Source organism: Marivirga atlantica (assembly GCF_016734805.1).
Lineage (GTDB): Bacteria > Bacteroidota > Bacteroidia > Cytophagales > Cyclobacteriaceae > Marivirga > Marivirga atlantica.
The window spans coordinates 565,286-588,353 of the sequence record NZ_JAERQG010000001.1; the positions used below are offsets into that span (position 1 = coordinate 565,286).

A 23,068-nucleotide genomic window follows, 5' to 3' on the forward strand; every position below is an offset into this window, starting at 1 on the left:
TGAACCATTGAAAAAACTTCTTCTTAAAATATTTAATGCGGAGGAAGCCGAGTCAAAAAGAGTATTCCTACTAATCCTATTAGGAGCCTTCATGGGTTTTTTCGTTTCCAGTTTAGCGGTTGGGGCTGAAGCCTTATTTCTTAATAACTTTAGTGAGGAAACAGATTTACCCTTGGCAATTTTGGCTTCTGGTATCATTGGGGTAACGGTTACAGCCATCTTCAATTACTTTCAATCAAAAATTAGCTTTCAGGCGTTATCATCATTTACCTTACTGTTTATTTTCCTGGTGCTTGGTGCAGTTGAGCTTGCATACTCTACTATGGAGGATGCTTCACCCTTATACTTCTTCACCTTTACTATTGTAGTTCCTTTCACTTATTTAATACTGCTTATTTTTTGGGGAGCCTTTGGTCGATTATTCGATTTAAGACAGTCAAAAAGAATTATCGGAGGAATTGATACGGGTCAATTAACAGCATCCATCATAGCCTTATTAGTAGTAATCCCCTTGATGTTGAATGAAAAAAGAGGAGCTTTTGAGGAGCAGGACTTATTAACCCTCAGCCTCATTAGTGTTGGAGGGATGTTGTTTGCCTTTACCTGGTTAATGAACAGTAGCAAAGAGCACCTTAGGGGAGCCAGAAAAAATACTTTTGTTCCTTATAAAAGGCTCATGTCAGAAAAGTATGTGATGCTGATGGTGGGCTTTGTGATCATTTCAATGATTGCCGTTAACTTCATTGACTATACTTTCTTTAGCGTTGCCTCGGCAAGATTTAATGAAGGCAACCTGGCATTATTTCTTACTTACTTTAATGGGGCAGTAATCATTTTCAGCTTTCTGTTCCAAACATTTGCAACAGATAAAATTATTGCGCTTTACGGACTAAAAGTGTCTTTATTAATAAACCCCATTGTAACTATCTTAATTACAACCGTAGCTTGTTTGGTGGGTGCGGCTTTAGGCTATACCCCCGAAAGCCCTACATTTTTTGCCTTTTTCGTGATGATAGCTGTAAGTAGACTGCTTGTCTCGTCATTGAAAGATGCACTCGATGAACCAGCTTTTAAACTTTACTTCTTACCATTAGATTCCTCCACACGCTTCGATATTCAAACTAAAATTCAGGGAGTTGTTAACGCATTTGCAGCTTTAATTGCCGGTTCTGTCATTTTGCTTCTAAGCCAAATTGAAAGATTTAATTTGTTAACAATTTCAGTATCGGCCTTACCTCTTTTGGCAATCTGGTACTTTGTGACCCGCTATATGCACAATGGCTACAGATTAACACTGCAAAAAACATTAGTTAAAAATAAGGAAAGGGCCACTGGCAATATTTTTAATGAGTACTCACTAACCAGATTATTAAGAAGACAGGTTAATAGTCAGGAAGAAAACAAAAAGCTATTTGGATTAAAGTTGATGGAGAAACTTGAGCCTGATGAATTTGAAGCTATGAAAGCTAATCTGAGCGATTCAGATTCAAATAAGGTGAAAGCTTATTTGGAAGGTGCTCAGGAAGTTGACTTCTCATCGTCCAAACTAACGCTTAAGAAGTTGGCGGAAAAAGCCTTGAAGGAAAACCAATCGCAAGATGTAGTGCCTGTTACATTTGAGCAATTAAGTGCTTTGTCCCGTTCTTTAGAAGTAAAGAACAGGCTATATGCCGCAAAAATCTTTCTTCAATATGCCGATGCTAAGAATATCTTTCTGTTGATCGATTTGCTAAAAGATGCCAATCAATCGGTGCGCATGGAGGCCATCCAAACTGCCCGTCAGCTAAAAAGACACGAAACCTGGAATGTGTTAATTGACATGCTTGATTCTGTCAAATATGGCTATGCAGCTTCAGCAGCCCTTATTTCTGCCGGGGATGCAGTGCTCCACCATTTAGAATCAGCCTTTCATAAGTCCGGACAATCTGATAAAATAATGCTGGCGATTGTTAGAATTATGGCCAAGATTGGTGGCGATGAGGCGCGCGCGCTATTGTTCAAAAAAATCGACTATCCTGATAAGAGAATAGTTTACCAAATGCTTAATGGTTTTGGCTATACTGATTTCAATGCTAGCGGTAACCACATTCAAATTATTCAACAACTTATTGATGAAGAAATAGGCAAAACGGTATGGAACCTGGCTGCTATAAATGAATTACCAAAAGAGGAAACTTATACCTTATTAAGAGATGCAATAAAGGAGGAAGTCAATCAAAATTATGAGCAAATTTTTATGTTGCTATCACTTCTTTATGATGCAGAAAGTGTAAGCCTGGTAAAAGAGAATATACTATCGGAAACAGCTGAGGGTATTGCATACGGTATGGAATTGCTTGATATGTTCTTATCCAATGACTTAAAGCCAAAACTCTTTCCTCTGGTAGATGATATTTCAGTAAATGAGAAGGTAAATACATTAGTTATCTATTATCCAAGAGAGCACTTCGAGCTACTTAGGCTACTTAACAACATTATCAATAGAGATTACAATCAGCTTTCAAGATGGGTAAAAGCTTGTGCGCTATATATACTAGCCTTTCACGATCAGTTCGAAGCTAATTATGCAGTTATATCTCATATTTTTAATAAAGATAGATTACTTAAAGAAGTTGCTGCCTGGTTAATTTACCACAGGAGCCCCAACGAATTCGAGAAAGTTATTGATAGAATTCCGGAAGAAGAAAAGGACAAACTCGTTGAAATTATTGCCTATAATCAATTGCATGATGGCTTAAATGATGGCTATTATCTGCTGGTTGAAATAGTAATGTTCTTAAAAAAGTTAGATGTATTTCAACATATCAGCGGTGTACAGTTGTGCGAATTAGCTGATAATACAGAAATTGTAAGACTCAAGACAAATGAATCAATCGATCTTACTCAAATTGAGAATAATGCGATTTATGTGTTGGCCGAAGGTAATGCTAGCCTTATGAATGAAGATGGAACGGAGAATTTGCTTAAAGTTCAACAGGTTTTCGGTGAGTTATTTCAACCCGATCGCAAACTGTCGCAAACGGAATTAAGAGCTGATCGGGATAGCATATTATTTAAGCTTAACACCAATAATTTTTACACCCAAATGTCAAAAAGCAGGGAGTTTACGAGCGAGTTTTTCTCAGCTATTACAACTCAAATGACTAAAACACATGAATAGGATTCAGATAAATATTCTCTACGCTTCGGAAGATGACAAGAGCATTCTTGATGGAAAAGGCTGGGTGACTTATTTCAAGAAGTTTTTGTTTATGATGTTGCGCCAAACATCAGGCAAATCTTTCGAGCTTAATTTACTATCTGATACTGATACTCATGAGCTCAAAGAAGAAGGCATACTCATAGCGTTGCTAAGTCCGGATTTTATTTTATCAGGCAACTCGCTCGATAGGTTGGAGTCTTTTATAAGCAACTCAGATAGAAACTTGGAGAAAACGGTTTTTAAGGTTTTTAAAGCACCGCTTGACTATGTAGATGTGCCGGATTCTATTAAGCATTTGCCAGCCTATAAACTTTATCATACCGAGGAAGACGAGAATCAAAGAGAGCTTCATGATTTTTTCAGTAAGGAAGCAGAGAAAAACTATTGGATGAAAATGATAGATCTTTGCTTTGATATCTACGAAGCCATTCTTGAAAAAGTAAATAAACCCATTACCGAAAAAGATATAGCTCATAAAAGAAAGGCAGTATACTTAGCCGAAACGGGTCAGGATTTAGTAGGAGCGAGAAATATTATCAAAAGAGAATTGATAAGACATGGTTTTGAAGTGTACCCAAAATCCCATGCCACCTTGACAGCGGGTGAATGGAAGGCATCGATTGCCAAAGATTTGGAAGAATGTACTTTTTCTATCCATATGATTGGAGCCTCATACGGGAATATCCCCAAAGGCTCTGAAATTTCAATTGTAGATTTACAAAATGAGATGGCCGCCTCTAAATCAGAAGAAAAAAATAAGCTTGAAAGACTTATTTGGATATCGCCTTCCTTAAAATATGCCAGCGAAAAACAAAAGTCATTCATTCATAACATAAAAAGAGATGCGCATGCATCTGCCGGGGCCGAAGTGCTCCAAACGTCTTTAGAAGACTTTAAAAATACACTTTGGGAAGAATTATTAGCAGGAGGTATTAATAGTAAATTAAAAAGCATTGACTTAACCAATTCACCTAACCAGCTTAGCGTATATTTACTTGCTGATTCTCAGGATAAAGAAGTTTCAAAAAAGGTGATGGACATTTTGAAAAAAAGAAATGTAAATGTTTTGCAAATGCCGGATTTGGGAGGTCTTATGGAGTTAAGAAACCATCATATAGATTGCTTAAAGCAAATGGATGTGGCCTTTGTAGTTCAAGATAATGTAAATGAACAATGGGTACACATGAAGCTGCTCGATTTACTAAAAGCACCAGGTTTTGGCCGAAACAAACCAATTTTAGGTAAACTTTTGCTTTCTTCACAGCCAAAAGAAGAGCTGTCTGTTCTTGGTAAAAAATATCAGATCAAGGTGGCAGGTGTAAATGATTTAGAAACTGTAGAAAACTTTCTTATTCAACTTGAAAAGGAATTTAAAAAACCGGAAGTCATTAATTGAGGATGAAACTGCCTGAAACTAAAAATATCGACCCTCAAGTAAACTATGGTAAGGCTCATAATCCTTTTCCGGGCTTAAGACCTTTCAAAATAGAAGAAAGTCACCTCTTTTTTGGTCGCGAAGGCCAGAGCGATGAAGTGCTATTAAAACTATCTCAACACAGGTTTGTAGGCGTTATAGGCCCTTCAGGTAGTGGTAAGTCATCTTTTATTTACTGTGGTGTGTTGCCTATTCTTTATGGAGGCTTTCTTACGGGTACAAGTACAGAATGGGAAGTGGTAGTAACCAGACCAGGAGCTTCACCTATAGATAATCTGGCTCAGGCATTAATGGAGGCAGATCTTACTGAAGAGATTAATGGAGAAGAGGATTTAAAAATCAAAAAAACAATCATCAGCTCAATGCTTAAGAGTTCCTCTTTGGGTTTGGTGGAAACCATTTTACAGTTCAGAAGAGACTCCGATAAAAATTACCTCATACTTGTTGATCAGTTCGAAGAATTATTTCGCTTTAAGGATTCTTCAAGTGCCAATTCCGTCAATGAGACTTTAGCCTTTATTAACTTGTTGATGGAGGCTATTAATCATCAAGGTGCCCCTATTTATGTGGCTATTACCATGCGTTCTGATTTTATAGGGGAGTGTTCACAGTTTCCTGAACTCACTAAAAAAATTAATGATAGCCAATACCTGATTCCGCAAATGACGCGAGATCAAAAAAGAAGAGCTATTACAGGTCCGGTTGCTGTAGGCAACGCTGCTATTGCACCAAGGCTAGTTCAACAGTTACTCAATGATTTAGGAGACAACCCCGATCAACTGCCTATTCTGCAGCATGCGTTAATGCGTACCTGGGATTACTGGACGCACTTTAAAGATTTTGAGGAAGAACCTCTCGACATAAAGCATTATGAAGCCATTGGTACTATGGCTGAAGCGTTATCGATGCACGCCAATGAGGCATACGATGAATTAAATGAAGAGCAAAAGCGCATATGCGAGTCATTATTTAAAGCCATCACTGAAAAAAGAGGTGGCAGCTTTGGCATCAGAAGGCCTACTAAGCTTTCTGAAATAGCATCAATAGCCAGTACTTCCGAACATAAGCTGATTGATATAATTGATAAATTCAGAGATCCCAGCAGATCTTTGTTAACTCCCCAGTATGGAATTAGACTTGACGAAGATTCTATAATTGATATATCGCATGAGAGTTTGATGCGTATTTGGAGTAGGCTCAAAAACTGGGTGAATGATGAAGAAGATGCTGTGGCTATGTATAAAAGGTTAGCTGAGGCTGCTGAGATGTATCAGGAGGGTAAAACCAGTTTATGGAGACCACCGGATTTACAACTAGCCTTAAACTGGAAGGAAAAACATAATCCGACTTTGATTTGGGGCCAGCGCTATCATCCGGCTTATGAGCGCACCTTGTCTTTTCTGGAGCATTCCGAAGAGGAATATGTAATTGAGCAGAAAGCAAAAGAGCTGCAGCAAAAAAGAAGGCTAAGAACTGCTCGAATGACAGCTTTGGTAATGGGAGCAGCAACAGTTATCAGTATTTTATTTTTAGTGTATGCATTTGTTCAAAAAACCGAGGCAGATGCACAAAAGGATAAGGCAGAAGTACAAGCGGACATTGCCAAACAAAATGAATTATTAGCTGAGAAGGAGAAAAAGGAAGCTGAGAGACAAACAGAAATTGCCAATCAGCAAAGAGATAGAGCTGCAGAACAAGAAAAACTAGCTACAAAAGCTTCAATTAGAGCTACTGAACAAGCCAAAATTGCTGAGCAAAGAAGAATTGCAGCTGTTGCAGCCGAAGGTAGAGCAAGTGAAGCTGCTATTAAAGCACAGAAGGCATCTTTAGAAGCACAACGACAAGAGAAAATTGCTAAGCAGAATGAAGAAGCTGCAACAAGGTTAAGGTACTTAGCTATCGCCAATGCCATGGCTGTAAAATCCACCCAGTTGAATGATCCGCAACTTAAAGGATTATTAGCGCAACAAGCGTATATTTTTGATGAGGAATACAGTACTTATGATTATAGCCCTGAAATTTATGACGGGCTGTATTATGCCCTGAAGGAGTTTAACCACCCGCTTACCAATACACTTCAAGGACATGAGAAAGCTGCAAAAGAAGTAGTGGCTGGCGCTGCAGATAATGAATTTTTCTCAGGAGGCTCTCAAGGTAGCATCATCAGGTGGAAGAAGAGTGGAGAAAAATGGATAGCAGACTCAATTGCTGGTAAACGGCCGAGAAGGGTAGTGAAATCACTAGTTTTCGATGCTTCAAATAACACGCTTTACGCAGCAGGGCAATTTATTACCGAAACGGGCGAAACTATAATAGAAAAATATAATCTAAGTAAACCGGGTAGTGAACCTACAAAGATAAAAGGTGTAAATGGTTCATTTGTAAAAATGAGAATATCATCTAATGGGCTTTATGTACTTGATGAAGCTGGTCGATCCATCAAAAAAGTAAGCGATAATCAGGTTACTGAGGTATATGCATCAAAAGATAAAATCAACGATTTCGATTTTTCAGACGATGAACTTTGGCTAGGAAAGGATTCAGGAGCTTTGGTTCGCTATAACCTCGATAGCCGAAAAGACAGTGTTTTATTTAACAATGGGACTGCTATAAGCGCTATAGATAGACTGGTAACCTTTACCGCAATTGGTGATCTAGAGGGAGGAGTAAAATTATTTAGTGATAACAACTTTACCGATTTCACAGATTTAACAGGTCATTCTGGTGCTATTGATGACATCAAGTTTAGTGACGATGCAGCCTTTATGCTGTCTTCTTCTAAGGATAGAAGTGTAAGAGTTTGGAATTTGGCAGAAATTACTGAACAGCCAATCGTCCTTTCAGACCATAATAACTGGGTTTGGTCAGCTGACTTTAGCACAAACAAAGAATTTATTTTTTCTGCTTCTGAAGATGGAGATATTCACATCTGGCCATTTTCGGTTGATGTACTTGGCAACCAGCTTTGTGATGAATTAGAAAGAAATATGACCTCTATTGAATGGGCTACCTTTGTAGCTCCTGATATTACCTATGAATTAACATGCCCCGAACTGGAAAAACCATAACCTCTTCTATTGCCTACTTGATATTACTTTTGGGCATCATGCTACCTCAAAAAGGGAAGGCGCAAGAAAGTTGCACCCAAAAATTGAGGAATGCCAGAAATGCCTATCAAGAGGGAAAGTTAAGTTCATTACCAACTACCTTGCAGTCATGTATTGATAATGGCTTTAATAAAGAGGAAAAGATTGAAGCTTTAAGGTTGGTAACTTTGGCCTTTTTATATGAAGAAAATGAAGCAAGTGCAAAAAAATCTTATTTACAACTGCTCAACTTAAACCCTGAATATAGGCCTAACCCACAGGCAGATCCTACAGAACTTATTTTGCTTGCTGAAAAATTTGATACAGACCCTAAGTTCTTTTACGGAATAAAAACTGGATTAGCGTATAGCCTGGTGGAGGTAATAGAACCAACATCTGATGTAGTAGTAGGCTTGCAGAGAGGTAACTACTCTTTCTCTTACTCCATGAGTTTTGGCGTATTTTTTCAATATCCTATAAATAACAAGTTGTCAGCAAATGCTGAATTTTATTATATGCTGAGGTCTTTGTCAATGAACAAAAACCCTATGGAAGGTAGTGATGTTCAGCAACAAACCATTAGTGAAGACCAGCGATGGATTGAAATGCCCATCTTGCTTAACTACAAATTGCCTGTAAATGCTTTTTTATTAGAATTAACTGGAGGTCCTTCCTTTCATTATTTATTACTTTCTGAAGTTACTTCTGAAGGCGGAAATGAGCCATTCAGTGATGTAGATTTTTATGCACAAAGAAACCAATTTAATTTAAGTGGAATACTTGGCATCAGAGCAAACTTTAAAGTCTTTGGTAGAAATTTTTTAACTACTTCAATACTTTATCAGCACCGCTTTATGAATGAAGTCAATCAGACTTCAAATGTGTTAAATCAAGATGAAAATGACAGACTGTTAAATTCTGCTTATAAAGAGGGCCAATATAAAGGACATAGTATCTGGCTTAGAATAGGCTTAAAGTTACCGTATTATAATCCACAGCTTAAATGAGCTTATCAAAAACATATATTACTATTTGGTGCCTGTTAATTGCAGTTTTTTACAGCTGCAATACAGAAGAAGGAATAGCACCCGCTGACAATTCTACTTTTTTCAAAATTATTCCAGGGGATGGAGATAATGTTCCTTCTCAATTGATAGAATTATCGAATGGAGATTTACTGATTATTGCCAATAGCAACATATTTGGTGAAGTTACCATTTCAAAAATCAGACTTATCAGAATGACGCCCGAAGGCGAATTGATTTATGATAAAAGATATCCATCCACAAATGAAAGCTGGTCTGCAATAGAAACGGTTTATCTCGATGATGATAACATTATTATTGGAGGAAGCAGCAATAATAGCATGCTTCTTTTTAAAGTAAATGCAAATGGGGATTCACTACTTTATAAGAATGACTATGTAAATAATCCTCAGTTCGGAAGCCTTACAAAAAACGAAAGTAATGAAGTTGTGGCACTTGGCGTGATTGATAATGTAGAAGACAGCATTGTGGCAAATGTTAGCCAGGTTGAAAGTACTAATTTGATGATGACTTCAATTCAGAAGAATCAGGAGGTGGCACAAATACCGAGTTCAAACTTATTGGTAAGTGAAAATATTTATGGATTTGCTATTAATGAAATTGTCAATTATTCCTATCTGAATAGTGAGGCGGACTTAGATGAAGATGCTGCACTAAGCACAGCTGATGTTCCTGAAAATGTAAACTTAAGTGTCCAGTTCTTGGCTAATATTGTTCAAACAGGAAGAACAATAGCATTTGGAACAGCACTTGTTGAAGATGGTAATGGCGATATTAGTAATGTCAATCTATTTTCTTCCAGAACGGAGCCTGCTTTTGATAAGAACACCTATTTGGCCTTCGATCAGCCAGCAAATACCGAGAGATCAATTAACAGCATTAGCGTTACCGATGATGCTATCTACCTAAGTGGCGCCACCACTTTAGTAGGTGCCGGTGATAATTTTAGTAATTATTTGCTTATTAAAACAGATTTGTCTGGAAGGCCTGATCCTAATTTTAATCAATCATTTGGAAGTAGTACACAAAATAATCAGATGTATCATGCCATTAAAGTGAACAATAGTATTTACGCTGTAGGCACAACAGATTTTAATGATAGTCAGGTGGCTTTTATGAAACTAGATAATAGAGGGAGGTTGCTTAAATGAGATTCTTAAAATTACATATCATCATAATTTCCTTGCTAGGCACAAGCTTGGCGGTGGCTCAACCAACGGCTACTACTGGTGGCGCAACAAATATTTCCGACAATTCGGTAACCTTTAACGGAACGGTGGATGCTGTTTCCTTAACCTCTACTGACTATTTCTTCGAATATGGAACGGCTTCTGATTTAACCGGAGCAAGTAATACAGCTACAAGCAATTTCACGGGTTCATTATTTCCTTCACCTCAGGCTATATCAATCACTCAAAGTGGATTGAGTGCTGAAACACAATATTATTATAGATTAAATGTAAGCGGGGGTGGAACTGATCAAGGATCGATTCAAAATTTCTTTACATACTCCTCTGTTTATGCCAGTGCAATAAGCAATTTTAAGGTGAGGAACAATTCCGAAAGTTCTATTCATCTCGAGTGGACGGCTGAAACAACGAATAATGACGGTTATTTGATTTTATATTCAACAGGTGCGAGTGCTCCTGATGCCGCAGCTGAAATATCGAATGCCGTAGCACCGGCAGGTCAAACCTATTCCGGACCAGGCGTGCAAAGTGAAATTGTTACAGGACCATCCACCAACAATGTTGATATAACGGGCTTAACGGGTGCCACACAATATTCATTTGCTATCATACCTTTTAATTCAGATGAGTCTAATGACGAAACCTATAATTATAACACAAGCACTTACAGTGCACTTTCTGCATTTACCCAATATCCTGAGCCTGCAAATCATGTAACAGCTATCAGCCATTCCAGCACAGCTTCAAGCATTGAGTTATCATTTACAAAACCTAGTGGAACTCCTGAAGCAGATGGTTATTATATTTCTTATAGAATAGGAAGTTCAGCTCCGGGTAATTTAGGAGGCTTTTTAGATGGTACAGCTGGTACAGCAGAAGCCTTTGAGTCTGATGTGGATGGTATATTCTCGCTTTTCAGTTCAGCTGCAACTGTTGACGCAAACATTACCGGTTTAAGTGCAAATACTTCCTATAGTTTTAGAATAGTACCTTTTTCAAGTGAGCCTGGTCAAGACTCAACCAGCTTCAATTACAAGACAGATGGTGAACCTACTTATTTAGATGTTTACACACTTGCACCAGAACCATCGGCTTCAATCTCTAACTTTCTGAAAACCGGAGCTACAACAACTCAGATAGACTTTTCATTTGATCAATACGATATTTCTCCCGGCTTTGCTAATAATGGAGGTTTTGTAATGTATTATCAGGCAGGAGCTACTCCTCCCGGCTTAAGTGGTGTTGAGGATGGTTTAGATCCAGATGGTCAAACGACAGCACCTGCATTATTTTCATGGATTACAGATGACGATGCAACAACCATAAGTACAGATGGTGGGATCACTGCAGGAACTGAATATAGTTTTGTGATTATACCTTACAATGTACTAGGATCAACAGAACCAACCTTTAATTACAGAACAACTAGTCCAACAACTTTATCTGCCTGGTCCTTATCTTCTCCTCCAAGTGGAGAAGTGCCTGATAACGCTAACTTTATTGTTGATAATCCTACTGCGAACAGTTTCGATGTAGCCTATGATGCTGTAACAGCCGATGGTTATGTAGCTATTTATGGAACATCAGCATTTGATGAAACGGATTTGGTAGATGGCACAGCGCCTGCAGGGCAAACGGTAACTAATGGAACAGTCATTGATTTGGGAAATGTTACTTCTGCAACAATCAGCAGTCTTGTTGCCAATACAAACTATGATGTAGTTATCATTCCATATAACGTAGCAACAGATGGTGGCCCGGTAGCAGAAACCTATAATTATTTTACTGCGAATGCTGCTACAAAATCAATTGCTACTACATGTAGTGCGCCAAGTAATCAGGCCACCTTTTCAGGAAGTTCTCAAACCGCCACCACCATCGATTTGCAATGGAATACAGTGGCTGGAGCCGATAGATATTTGATTCTTGCAAAAGAAGCAGCAGATGTTGACTTTACGCCCGTTAATGGTGATGCCTATTCTGGTAATGCAGATTTTACCTTAGCAAATACTGTAGGCTCCGCTAACAAAGTAATATTCTCAGGTGCTTACCCATCTCAGCCTTTTACCGTTACGGGCCTTACACCGACTGCGGAATATCGTTTTGCCATTTTTGCTTTCAACAATACTGATAATTGCTACAACACAGTTGCTCCTGGTACTTTGTCAGCCACAACAGATGCTCCTTCTGCTAACAATATTTTATCAATAGTAAGTACTGCAGCTACAATCAACTCAGTGACTAATGATGTAAATAACAACTTTGTTACAGTATTAACTTTTGATATGATTGATGGTGGAGTCGATAATGCCAATACCTTTTTATCAGGTTTTGACATTGTAGCAGGTGCATCCGACTTTTTTGAGAGCAATACTATCGACTGGAGTGAAATAATTGCCGAGGCCAGGCTTGTCAATACAACACCGACAACTGATGTTATCAAAACACTTTCTATTGCTGGTACAGGAAACACACTTTCAGTGACAATTGCGGGAAGTGAAAATAATAATGCCAGTGACTTTGGATTTATTGCAGATGGTAGCTCAATAAGAATGGAATTACAGATTAAATTAAATGATGCCATTTCGGTTACTGATATTGACAACAAGAATTTTTCTTTCGAGATAAACCCTGCCTCTATAACAGTTGAAGGTCTATCTAGTGGGTTTGATACAAGCGGAGGTACAACTATAACTTCTGACCCAGCACAAAATCAAATTCAGGTAGCTGCGTCTAAATTTACTTTTACAACACAGCCTCCAGCCAATATAAATGCTACTGAAAACATGTCTCCTCAGCCTGTTGTTGAGGCTAGAGATGCTAATAACAACATCGATCTTGATTTTGCATCGGCATTTGTAGTTACTAATACTGATGGTATCTCAATGAATAATGCGCCTACATCAGGCTTTAGTGTGGGAGAGTTTACATTTCCATCAAACTTCAGCTATCAGGGAAGTGGCGATGGTACACTAACGTTAACTGCTGGGGCAGTAACAGGTATTTCTAGCGCTGTTAATGTTACCCCAACAATAAACTTCGCAGAACTTACTACTGGACTTAATGCAGGAACCTTACAAAGTGGAACTGTGGATCAAGCAGTGATAGGAGCATCTATTCAGGCTGTTGGTGATGCCACTTTAAACGAGCTTATATTTCATATTGATGCTACAATTGCCGCTAAGCTTACTAATGTGCGAATTTATGAATCTGCTAATGCTCAATTTGATGGCGTAGGATCAGAAACCTTGTTGTCTCCAACTATAACAGTAGATAACCCTGGAGGTACAATCACTTTAACAGGTCTGGCATCAGCATTTTCTTCTGAGACTAAGAATTTCTTTTTAGTGGTAGATGTGGCAACCACTGTAAATGCATTCGATACGCCTGATCTAACTTTCAGCGTTGATAATGCGGATGTAGATTTCAATGAAACAGTTAATACTAATGCCTTTAGCTTCAATAAAGTGTATAGCTTTGAAGATATTACCAGTCCTACAGTAAACAACATAAATCCTGAGTTTGCAGTAATATCGGATAGTGAAATAGCAAGCACATTTAGTTTAACTATTACTTACAATGAAGAAATGGACGCTGCTTCTACGCCAACCATTACTTTCCCAACTGAAAATCCTGGGACTTCCTTATCATTTCAAGCAGGCAGTAGTTCATGGTCATCTGGCAACACGGTTTATACAGCAGTTTTTAATTTAACAGATCAAAACCTTGATTTGGAAAATATTGATGTGCGGATTACAGGTGCGAACGATAAGTCTAGTAATGTACAAACTGTTTATAATGAAGCTAATGTTTTCAGCATAGATACCAGAAACCCAACCGTTTCAATCGGACTTGATAACACCCTAGTTACTGTGGTTGATAATACAATAACACTTACAGCAACCTTTGTGGAGGAAATGAATGCAGGAGTTACACCAGTTTTTAATGTGAGTGGCACCTCCAATTTGTATGAGCAAGGAGCAGGAACATGGTCTGTAGGGAATACTGTTTATACTCAGGTTTTTGAACACAACCTTAGCGAAGAAGAAATAACAACAAACAGTATTCAGGTTACAACTGCGGAAGATGTTTATGGTAATGTGATGGTATCGAATAGTTCAGCCAACTTTCAGGTGGATACAGAGCCTGCCAAAATCACCTCTATTTCATCTCCTACTTCAGATGGACTAAAGAAGCCGGGCGATGTAATCACCATAACAGTTAATTTTGATGATAATGTAAGTGTTAGTGGAGATCCTTTTTTAGAGCTTAATGCTGGTGCCGCTACAGCAACTTTTAGCACAGTATCAGGTAGCACCATAAACTTTACCTATACGGTAGGAGCTGTTAATTCTGGAGAAAATACACCTGAACTTGATGTTGAAACTATTGTACTAAATGGAGGGACCATTGAAGATACCAATGCAAATGACGCTAACCTCACGCTTCCAGTTGCTCCTAATAGATTAATAGATAACAAGGATATTGAGGTTGATACCAAACCAGCACAGATTTTAAATGTAGCATCATCAACTTCTAATGGTTATTATAATGAACCAGATGTAATTGTGATTGAGATCACTTTTGATGAAATAGTAAATGTGCAGGGAACACCGACTTTAAACCTGAATAGTGGAGGTCAGGCGCTTTACAATACAGGATCTGGTTCAACGGTTTTGAGTTTTAACTATACTGTTGCTGCTGGTGAAAATGCTGAGCCGCTGGAATATGTAAATATAAATAGCCTGTCAGCTGGTACAAGTATAAAAGACAATGCTTTAATTGATGTGGATAGAACTCTGCCGGCTCTAAGCGGAGGCAATTCATTAAGTGATAATAGCAATATTATTATTGATACCGAAGCTCCAATTCTATCTGGGGACCCATTCAAGCCAGCAAATGACAGTTTAAATGTGTCGCATACCGAGTCTTTTAAAACAGAGTTCGAAGAAGAAGTTAGTGGTGCGGGAACCAATAATATTAGACTCATTCGTTTTTCCGATGACCAGGTAATTGCTAATTATGATGGCACTTCATTCTTTAAGAACAATGATGCAATAACACTACTTTCGGAATCTTTAGTATCAGATATTGCCGATACTACTAAATATTATTTTGAATTTGATGCAGGCTCAGTTGTAGATAGAGCAGGAAATGCTTTTGCTGGGTTTACTGGAAATTCAAACTGGAGTTTTACAAGTGCAGGCCCTTCCAGAATAGATGCTTTCTCAGTTGCCGCCTGTGTTGGTGAACTTTTCACGATTGAGGGAGAATATTTTACTGGTGTAACGCAGTTAATTATGGGAGCAGGCCCGACAACTACCTATAATCAAGCGGAATTCGATGTTAATGCTGATGGCACTGAAATTACTTTTATTGTAAAAGCAAATACCAATTCAGGTATTATAGAACTTGTTAAACAGACAGGTGAAAGTAACAATACAGAAGATTTTTCAACTACCTCTTCCACGGGAATTTTAGTGGGGCCAAGCGCTGCAGAATTATTTGTTGTTGAAGCTAGTGGAAATCCTTTAGATGATATTTGTAATGAAAGTGAGGGGGGTGTTTTAAATAGAGCGCCTATACAAATAAATGTAACTGGTGGGTCGGGTGTTTTTAATATTATACTTAATAATGGGGTTTCTGATACTTTAATTTCAGGATACGATAATCAAGACACCTTATATCTTAATCCACCGAGTTTTGGTGCAAACACCTACACACTTGTTTCAGTGGTGGATGATGATAGTGATTTGTCATCTTGCGGAGCACCAGATTTGGGTAGTCCAGTTAATATTATCAAATACGAACGCTCAAAAGTTGAAGCGGGTGGAGCAAGTGAAGATTCTGAAACAGGTTTCGGTTTGGTAACCATATGTACAGCGGAAACCGACTTTCTTGATTTATCTGATGTGGTAGACATGGGTACATTGCCTAACATCTCAGGAGATGTAACTACAGGAGAATGGACAGTTATTGGAGCAAGCTCGAGCTCAGGGGGCTTCAATGTGAGCAAAAGTCAAAAGTCTACAACTAATTTACAACCAACCTATTATATAAGCTTGGATGATGTGGCTAGAGGAGAAGTTGTGTTAGAATTGACTTCAACTGATCCGGCAGATCCCAATCCTTGTTCTCCAGCTTTCGACAGGTTAATAATCAGATTTATTAGTTCTTCAAGAGCCACTCCTCAAAGCCCCTCATTATCTACTTGCCAGACTATATTAAATGATGAGGTGGTTGCCATTACTCAGCTAAATGCAGCATTAAGTGGAGGAGCAACAGATATTAGATGGTCTCGTGCGGATGATGCTGAGGCAGACGCTCATGATGGCACATGGGGCTTTGCAGATTCAGAAAATGCTACGGTATTTGAACTGACCACTTCAACACAAAACCCATTTTATAAGGCAAGCCCTAATGAAATGAATACTAATTTTGCTCAGGTTTTTGTTAAAGCAACACTCGGTAGTTGTGAAGTCCAAACTGACTCCTCTAGAGTTGAAATAAATATTACAGAATTACCAACACCAACTAAATCAGGCACGGCTGGCCTCAACCGACTTGAAGTATGTTCAGGTGAAACAGACGTTCGTTTTAGTTTAAATCCATCAAGTACCAATTCCAGGTTTAGCTGGTCTATTACAAACTCTGGAGTTGATACACCAGGCACAAATGATAAAAATGAAATTACAACTTCAGTTGTAAACGGTTTTTATGGAAATACGATTGATATTGATTTTCGCGAAGTCACACAAGACACGCAAGAAACACTTACTGTCTATGAAGTTAATAATGGCTGTACCAGTGAGGCATTGACTTTTGATATCACCATCAGAGAGCCAACAGTTGCCGAGATTTTAAATGCCCCATCCAGCACCATTAATAATAGTACTACTGACTTAGAATTAATTGGCCAGGGTGGCTATCCGGGTAATTTACAAATAGGCGGATACTTTACTGGAAAAGGAGTAGTAGAAACCAGTGATGGTCGATATTTACTTAATACAACCGATCTGGAGCCAACTGATTTAAATGATCCTTCTGATGATTATATCATCACTTATACTTATCCAACGGTTTTATTAAATAACGTTAACACCTGTTCTGCAACAGCAACAACACGCTTTGATGTTTTTGATGAAGAAAACTCATTTCCTGATTTAGGCTTGGTATACTGCGAGTCAGACCAAGGCTTCATAATCAATCTGGACAATGCCGTTTTGGGTGATAATCTTGTTGTAACGGATATATACATAACTAATGACGGTAGTGAAAAAGGCGTGGTGTTTATCACTCCTGATAGCACAAATTATTCAGCTTATTTTGACCCTGGTTTGGCTTTAAAGGAAAATGGAAATAACTCGAATATTACCGTAAAATATGCTACTGTAAATACTGTTACAGGAGATGTTAATCCTGAAACCGGCCAACAAACAGTAATTGTGAACCCAACACCAATTCCGAGTCCTGATCCTATTAACGCAAGCTATTGTGATACTGAAGCTAATCAGCCGCTAACGAGAGATATAACTATAAACCCGAATAATAGCTTTACTTTTAGTATTCTTAACCAGGATTTACCAAGTAATTTAGGCTTACTTGATTCTACCTCTTCACCTCGTTCTTTTCAGTTAGATTTCAGTGTAATGGCCGATTATTTTGAGGCTACAAATACAGATTCAATTGCGCTTAAGCTGCTTTATGAGTACACCAGTGATGCCGGTTGTTTGGCTTCGGATACACTTGAAACAATTATCTATAAAATACCTGATGCTCCTAATTTCGAAGAAAACAGGGATAATTACGCTTTCATAGTGGAAAACAACCAAATCCAATCTGTTGATACCACCAGGATAGCACAAGATGCCAGTCCTTTTCCTGTTGATTGGTTTGTTGATGAAAGCAGCATAGGGGTAAATCAACAAATTGATCAAGGTGACACTTTCCGTCCGAATATTGATATTAATAGAGCAGTTGAAGATTATTATGCTGTTCGTTTTGATGAGGTGAACTGCCGAAGTGAGGTAAGAAGAGTTAATTATTATAGACTGGAGAAGCCTGCTATTTCCTGGAACAGTTCAGTTTTTGCCGCAGGCCGAAGTATTGAATTTACAGGAGATGATAGAAACACCAATAATCAAATTGACTTGAATAACTTAACAAGGGTTTGGGAGATAAGTGATGAAATTGGAAATACATTAAGTATTCCTGCTGAAGATCAAGGAGCTAACACCTTGAACTATCAATTTACTCAGGCAGGAATTTATTCCATTACTTATACCATTACCGATGAAGCACTAGGGTTGTCTGTAAGCACTACTGAGCAGATGGTGGCAATTTCTGCACAAGAAGAGCTTACTTATGATTTTAATAATAACGAGCAAGGATGGCTACATTTGGCAGAATCAGGTTCTGAAAGTTCATGGGAAAGAGCTACACCACAAGTTGGTTTTAACAGTAACGATGCAAGTTGGGTAACCAATGCCTCGGGAGATTACAACGCAAGAGAGAAATCATTTTTATATTCACCGGCTTTTGATATTTCGAATATAGATCAGCCTGTGTTAAGCTTCGATCTGTGGCTCGACTTAACAGGTAGTGATGGTTTAATAATTGAATACTCAACAGATGACTTAATTGTAGAAGATCCTAACAAGGAGTGGACTACTCTGGGTAGATTAGCATCTGGCCTTAACTGGTATAATTCTGACGAGCTCGATCTGGAAGATTTAGGATTTGGCATTGGTTGGTCAGATAATTTAGGAGATACAGCTATATCCTTCAATGCCAAGCATGTATTAGACGAAATTTTAAATGCTGAAAATGGTGGTAGTCAGGTGCTTTTCCGCTTCTATCTATCAAGTAATAGCTCTAGCACTACCAATGGAGTAGCCATAGATAACTTTTCTATTGAGAGCCGAAACAGAAATATTTTAGTTGAGTATTTTGGTAATGACGATTCAGTTGATGAAAGTCAAATGAATGCTATTAACAGCAATACACAGGCTGATTTTAGTTGGATCAATTATCGCATTAATCAGGATGATCCTTTCTATGATTTGGCAGTTTCTGATGTGGTAACCAGAACATATTTCTACAATGCCTTTAATGGTGATAATGATTTTGTACTTGATGGGAATTATAATGAAGGGCAACGCTTTATTCAGAGAGTTGCTGATCTGACTCAAAGAGCATTGGTGTCTTCCATATTTGAATTAAACCTTGAAGCTACTCCTGATGCCAATAACTCAAGTTTGAATATTACAGTAGATGTTGGTCTAATAGGTGATGCTCAAATACCTGCGAACACGCATTTGATTGTTGCAGTAGTCAGTAAGGAGTTGTCGAATAATGGCAAAACGTATTATAATGTATTACAAGATTTCTTACCTAGCGCACAAGGCACTGTCTTATCAGATGAAGGTAGTTTTGAGTTTAGTTACAATCCGAGCTCAACAGCTAAATCAGAAAATTTAATTGCTGTAGCCTTTCTTCAAAAATTTGGTGATGAAGCAAACAAGACAGTTTATCAATCAGCTATGACTTCAGAACCTATAAACTTGGATAATATAGTTACTGCCACAAATAAGCAGTTATTCGAGGAGTTAAAAGTCTACCCTAACCCTGCTGCCGATAAAGCGGTGATTGCTGTGAAGGGGCATCAAAATGATTTGTCTATTAGACTTATGGATATTCAAGGCAGGTTGGTGAAAGAAGATAAGTTAAACCGAGGAGCAACTACTCTTGAAATCAATACCTCTCCTTTCAGCGCAGGTTTATATACACTAATTGTAGCTGATGATGAAGGAAACAGTCAACAACTGAAGCTTGCCATTAAGCATTAATTATCTTCAGGAATAAAGTATTCGTAAGCGCCAATATCAGGCGTATTATCACGCTGATTGCCAGTAATGTCATTGGTTACAAAAGTAGTAAGGGCCTTATTGATGGCTGGCGAATCCTCAGTTAAGGAAAAATCATCTTCAAAAACATTTGAAAAAAGTGGATCCTGATTAAGGGAGCTGTTATTGTTTGATAGAAATTCTTGACTTCCTTTAAACAGATTGTTACTAAAGGATAAAGAGATATTTCCTTCAGCAGATTCAGCAAATATAATTTCTTCATCATTTCTACCGTAGAAAATGCTATTGACTAAGTGTGCTTCTAGCGGGGCTATAATTTCGTTTTCATTATTGTCAACTGCGAAATCCGAGAAATAAGCGGCTGGGGCATCTCGCTGTGTAGGAAAATAATTGGCTATAGTGCAATGTAAATAATTGGCAGTTCCTCCTCCTACATGTGCTACTGTACCACCTACCGTATTATAAAAGAGAGAGTTCACTGCCTCGAAATCTGCATTAAGACACAAAACTGCTGAAGAAGCCGTATTACCAACCTTAGAGTTTTCCACGAATAAATCAGTTTTTCCATCTGCTGAATAGGTGGCGAGGTTTATGCCTACTATTGAATTCTTAATATCGGCAAACTTGATGCTGTTATTTGTGCTAGACTCAAGAAACACAATTCCTCCCCATTGACCTACTGCACTCGAGAATGGCTCATCTAACCTATCGTTGGTAAATAACACGGTTGAATCGGCTTTGCCCTCAATACTTAATCGGCCTTGGATATATATGAATGATTCTGCACCGCTGTAAACTTTAACACCTTCATGAATAGTTAAGCTGCTTGCCGAGTCTATCAAAATGCTGTTTGAGATTACATAAGGTTTGTCAGCCGTCCAGCTTACATCATCCGTAATAATGGAATCATTAAGGAAATGTGCGTTTTGCCCCCAGGCTTCTACTACTATAGTTTGGGAGGTTTCTTTATTTCGTATTTCTAATAAATCCCTGATCACAAAAGGATTATTTAAATCGGATTGGTCAACTTCAGCTTCAATAAGAAGTAATAGGCTATCATTTCCGAGCAAAAGTTGGTCTGAAAAATTAGCTCTCTTCTGCCCATTAAGAATTAGGTTAAACTGATTGCTTTGTTGCTGAAGCCCGATGTGATCGAGCATTATGGCTTTGTTTCCGGGGTTGTAAATCTTCAACCGCCTGGTAATACTCTGTCTTCCGGTAAAAAGGGTATCAAATTGGATGGTATCAGTAGAAAAGTTAAGCTTAACAGCTTTATCGCTTATTTCAGGTTCATATGAACACTGACTAAAAGCAAAAAGCAGCACTAATGCTAATGCCGCTTTTAAGATTATATTTGGAAAAGCTTTTTTAGGCTTCCTCATTCAGTTTGGTTTGATTCTCTGCCATCTGAAGGTTTTCTATCACATCTTCAATTTCTCCATTCATAATGGCAGGTAAATTATGTACTGTATAGCCTATTCTATGATCGGTAACTCTACCTTGAGGGTAGTTGTAGGTTCTAATCTTTTCTGATCTATCACCACTTCTTACCATAGTTTTTCTTTGAGCTCCTACTTCATCCTGCTGCTTGGCTAATTCTATTTCATACAAACGTGAGCGCAATACTTTTAGTGCTTTCTCAAAGTTTTTGATTTGCGATTTCTGATCTTGACAAGTTACTACTAAACCGGTAGGCTCATGGGTAAGTCGTACGGCTGAGTAAGTCGTGTTTACTGACTGACCTCCAGGACCGGAAGAGCAGTAGGTGTCTTTCCTCACATCATTCATGTCAATTTCTACTTCTACATCGTCAATTTCTGGAAGTACGGCAACTGTAGCAGCAGAAGTATGTACTCTTCCTTGAGTTTCCGTAGCAGGCACACGTTGCACGCGGTGTACACCTGATTCGTATTTCAAGGTACCGTATGCCTCTTTTCCAGTAACAGTACTAATGATTTCTTTGTAACCGCCAGCTGTACCTTCAGTTAAATCAAGCACATTCAGCTTGAGCCCTGCTTTTTCACAAAAGCGCTGATACATCTTGAATAAATCACCCGCAAAAATAGCGGCCTCATCACCTCCTGTACCTGCTCTTATTTCAAGCACTGCATTTTTATCGTCATTAGGATCTTTTGGGATAAGCAGCTTTTTGAGTTTTTCTTCTAGCTCTTCCTTCTGCGGGTTGAGCTCGTCAAGCTCCATTTTAGCCATTTCTCTTAGCTCAGGTTCCTTCTCAGCTTCAAGTATCTCTTTAGCTTGCTGGATATCGTCTAAAACCTTTTTGTATGCATTAAACTCAACAACAACTTTTTCTAAATCTGCATACTCTTTACTAAGCTCGGTATATTTTTTCATGTCAGCCATCGCATCTGGCTGAACCATCAGCTGCCCGACTTCCTCAAATCTATCTTTAATGGCCTCTAACCTATCAATCATATAAATTATTCAATTTCGAAAAGTAAAATTAATAAATATTTAGCTATTCATATCATAGAGCTGTCTCAATACCTTATTTCTTCAAACTTTGAGCTTTTATAGCTTCAATTCTTAGAGTTAGGCCGGCAAAACTTCTTTTTTTCAGCAAAATTGGCTACTTTTTGCCTTCAATTTCACAGAATTCAAATGAGGAATACCAAAAGTATTTTAGCACTTGCCTTTATATTTCTTTTCTCCTTTCAGTTAGGGCTTTCTCAGGGTGATCCTGATAACAAATACAGGTTTCATAAAGTGTTTTTCTACAGTTTCACAAAATATGTACAATGGCCGCCAAGTAATACAAAGGGCGATTTTGTTATTGCTGTTTTAGGTGATTCAGAAATTACTCCATTACTGGAGGAGATGGCTGAAATTAAGAAAGTCGGAAATAACAACATTGTAGTGAGGCAGGTGAGTGAGGAAAATCTTAATCAACGCATGAACATACTTTTTGTACCTGCTTCCGAACAACAGCAGTTCGATAAAGTTAAAACCTCATTAAAAGACAAACCTGTGTTATTGATTACAGAAGGAAAAGATTTAGCTCGAAATGGTTCAATGATCAATTTCAAAGATGTTGATGGCAAGCTTCGCTTTGAAGTTAATACAGCCAACATTGAACAGGCAGGGCTAAAAGTATCGCAAGAATTGGTGCGTTTTGGAGAAGAAATAAGGTAAATAATCCAGATATTCGCTAATGCTTTTTGTAAGCATACTTTATTCGATTAAATTCATTAAGTTTATAAACGACAGCATAATTACCGCAGA

The 23,068-nt window shown here is 38.2% G+C and carries 9 protein-coding genes; 7 read left to right on the forward strand and 2 right to left on the reverse strand.

Annotation, left to right across the window (positions count from 1 at the left end; all coding sequences use genetic code 11):
• The first annotated feature begins 7 nt into the window (after nucleotides 1–7).
• The 6 genes from JKP34_RS02560 to JKP34_RS02585 are packed head-to-tail and all read left to right on the forward strand — an operon-like array spanning nucleotide 8 to nucleotide 19,807.
• Nucleotides 8–3,160: an MFS transporter gene (locus JKP34_RS02560; RefSeq protein WP_201917390.1), complete on the forward strand. Its 3,153-nt coding sequence runs from the start codon at nucleotides 8–10 to the stop codon at nucleotides 3,158–3,160.
• Entirely contained in the window at nucleotides 3,153–4,598 is a 1,446-nt protein-coding gene (locus JKP34_RS02565) for a DUF4062 domain-containing protein (RefSeq protein ID WP_201917392.1), read from the forward strand. Before JKP34_RS02560 ends, JKP34_RS02565 begins: the two co-directional genes overlap by 8 nt.
• A gap of 2 nt (nucleotides 4,599–4,600) precedes the next feature.
• Nucleotides 4,601–7,705: an nSTAND1 domain-containing NTPase gene (locus JKP34_RS02570; RefSeq protein ID WP_201917394.1), complete on the forward strand. Its 3,105-nt coding sequence runs from the start codon at nucleotides 4,601–4,603 to the stop codon at nucleotides 7,703–7,705.
• Nucleotides 7,681–8,730 (forward strand): outer membrane beta-barrel protein, encoded by a 1,050-nt coding sequence (locus tag JKP34_RS02575; RefSeq protein ID WP_201917396.1) that lies wholly within the window; start codon nucleotides 7,681–7,683, stop codon nucleotides 8,728–8,730. The genes JKP34_RS02570 and JKP34_RS02575 overlap by 25 nt, the downstream gene beginning before the upstream one ends.
• Nucleotides 8,727–9,920: a hypothetical protein gene (locus JKP34_RS02580; RefSeq protein WP_201917398.1), complete on the forward strand. Its 1,194-nt coding sequence runs from the start codon at nucleotides 8,727–8,729 to the stop codon at nucleotides 9,918–9,920. Before JKP34_RS02575 ends, JKP34_RS02580 begins: the two co-directional genes overlap by 4 nt.
• Nucleotides 9,917–19,807, forward strand: coding sequence for a fibronectin type III domain-containing protein (locus JKP34_RS02585; RefSeq protein WP_201917400.1), 9,891 nt, complete (start codon nucleotides 9,917–9,919; stop codon nucleotides 19,805–19,807). Before JKP34_RS02580 ends, JKP34_RS02585 begins: the two co-directional genes overlap by 4 nt.
• Here the strand turns inward: JKP34_RS02585 and JKP34_RS02590 are convergent.
• Both JKP34_RS02590 and prfA read right to left on the reverse strand, forming a co-directional pair.
• A complete protein-coding gene (locus tag JKP34_RS02590) occupies nucleotides 19,804–21,207 on the reverse strand; it encodes a choice-of-anchor Q domain-containing protein (protein ID WP_201917402.1) in 1,404 nt (467 codons plus the stop codon). The two genes, JKP34_RS02585 and JKP34_RS02590, sit on opposite strands and share 4 nt — an antisense overlap.
• Nucleotides 21,194–22,261: a peptide chain release factor 1 gene (prfA, locus tag JKP34_RS02595; RefSeq protein WP_201917404.1), complete on the reverse strand. Its 1,068-nt coding sequence runs from the start codon at nucleotides 22,259–22,261 to the stop codon at nucleotides 21,194–21,196. The genes JKP34_RS02590 and prfA overlap by 14 nt, the downstream gene beginning before the upstream one ends.
• 186 nt (nucleotides 22,262–22,447) lie before the next feature.
• On the opposite strand from prfA, the gene JKP34_RS02600 reads away from it, so the two are divergent.
• A complete protein-coding gene (locus JKP34_RS02600) occupies nucleotides 22,448–22,978 on the forward strand; it encodes a YfiR family protein (protein WP_201917406.1) in 531 nt (176 codons plus the stop codon).
• The last annotated feature ends 90 nt before the right edge of the window (nucleotides 22,979–23,068 follow it).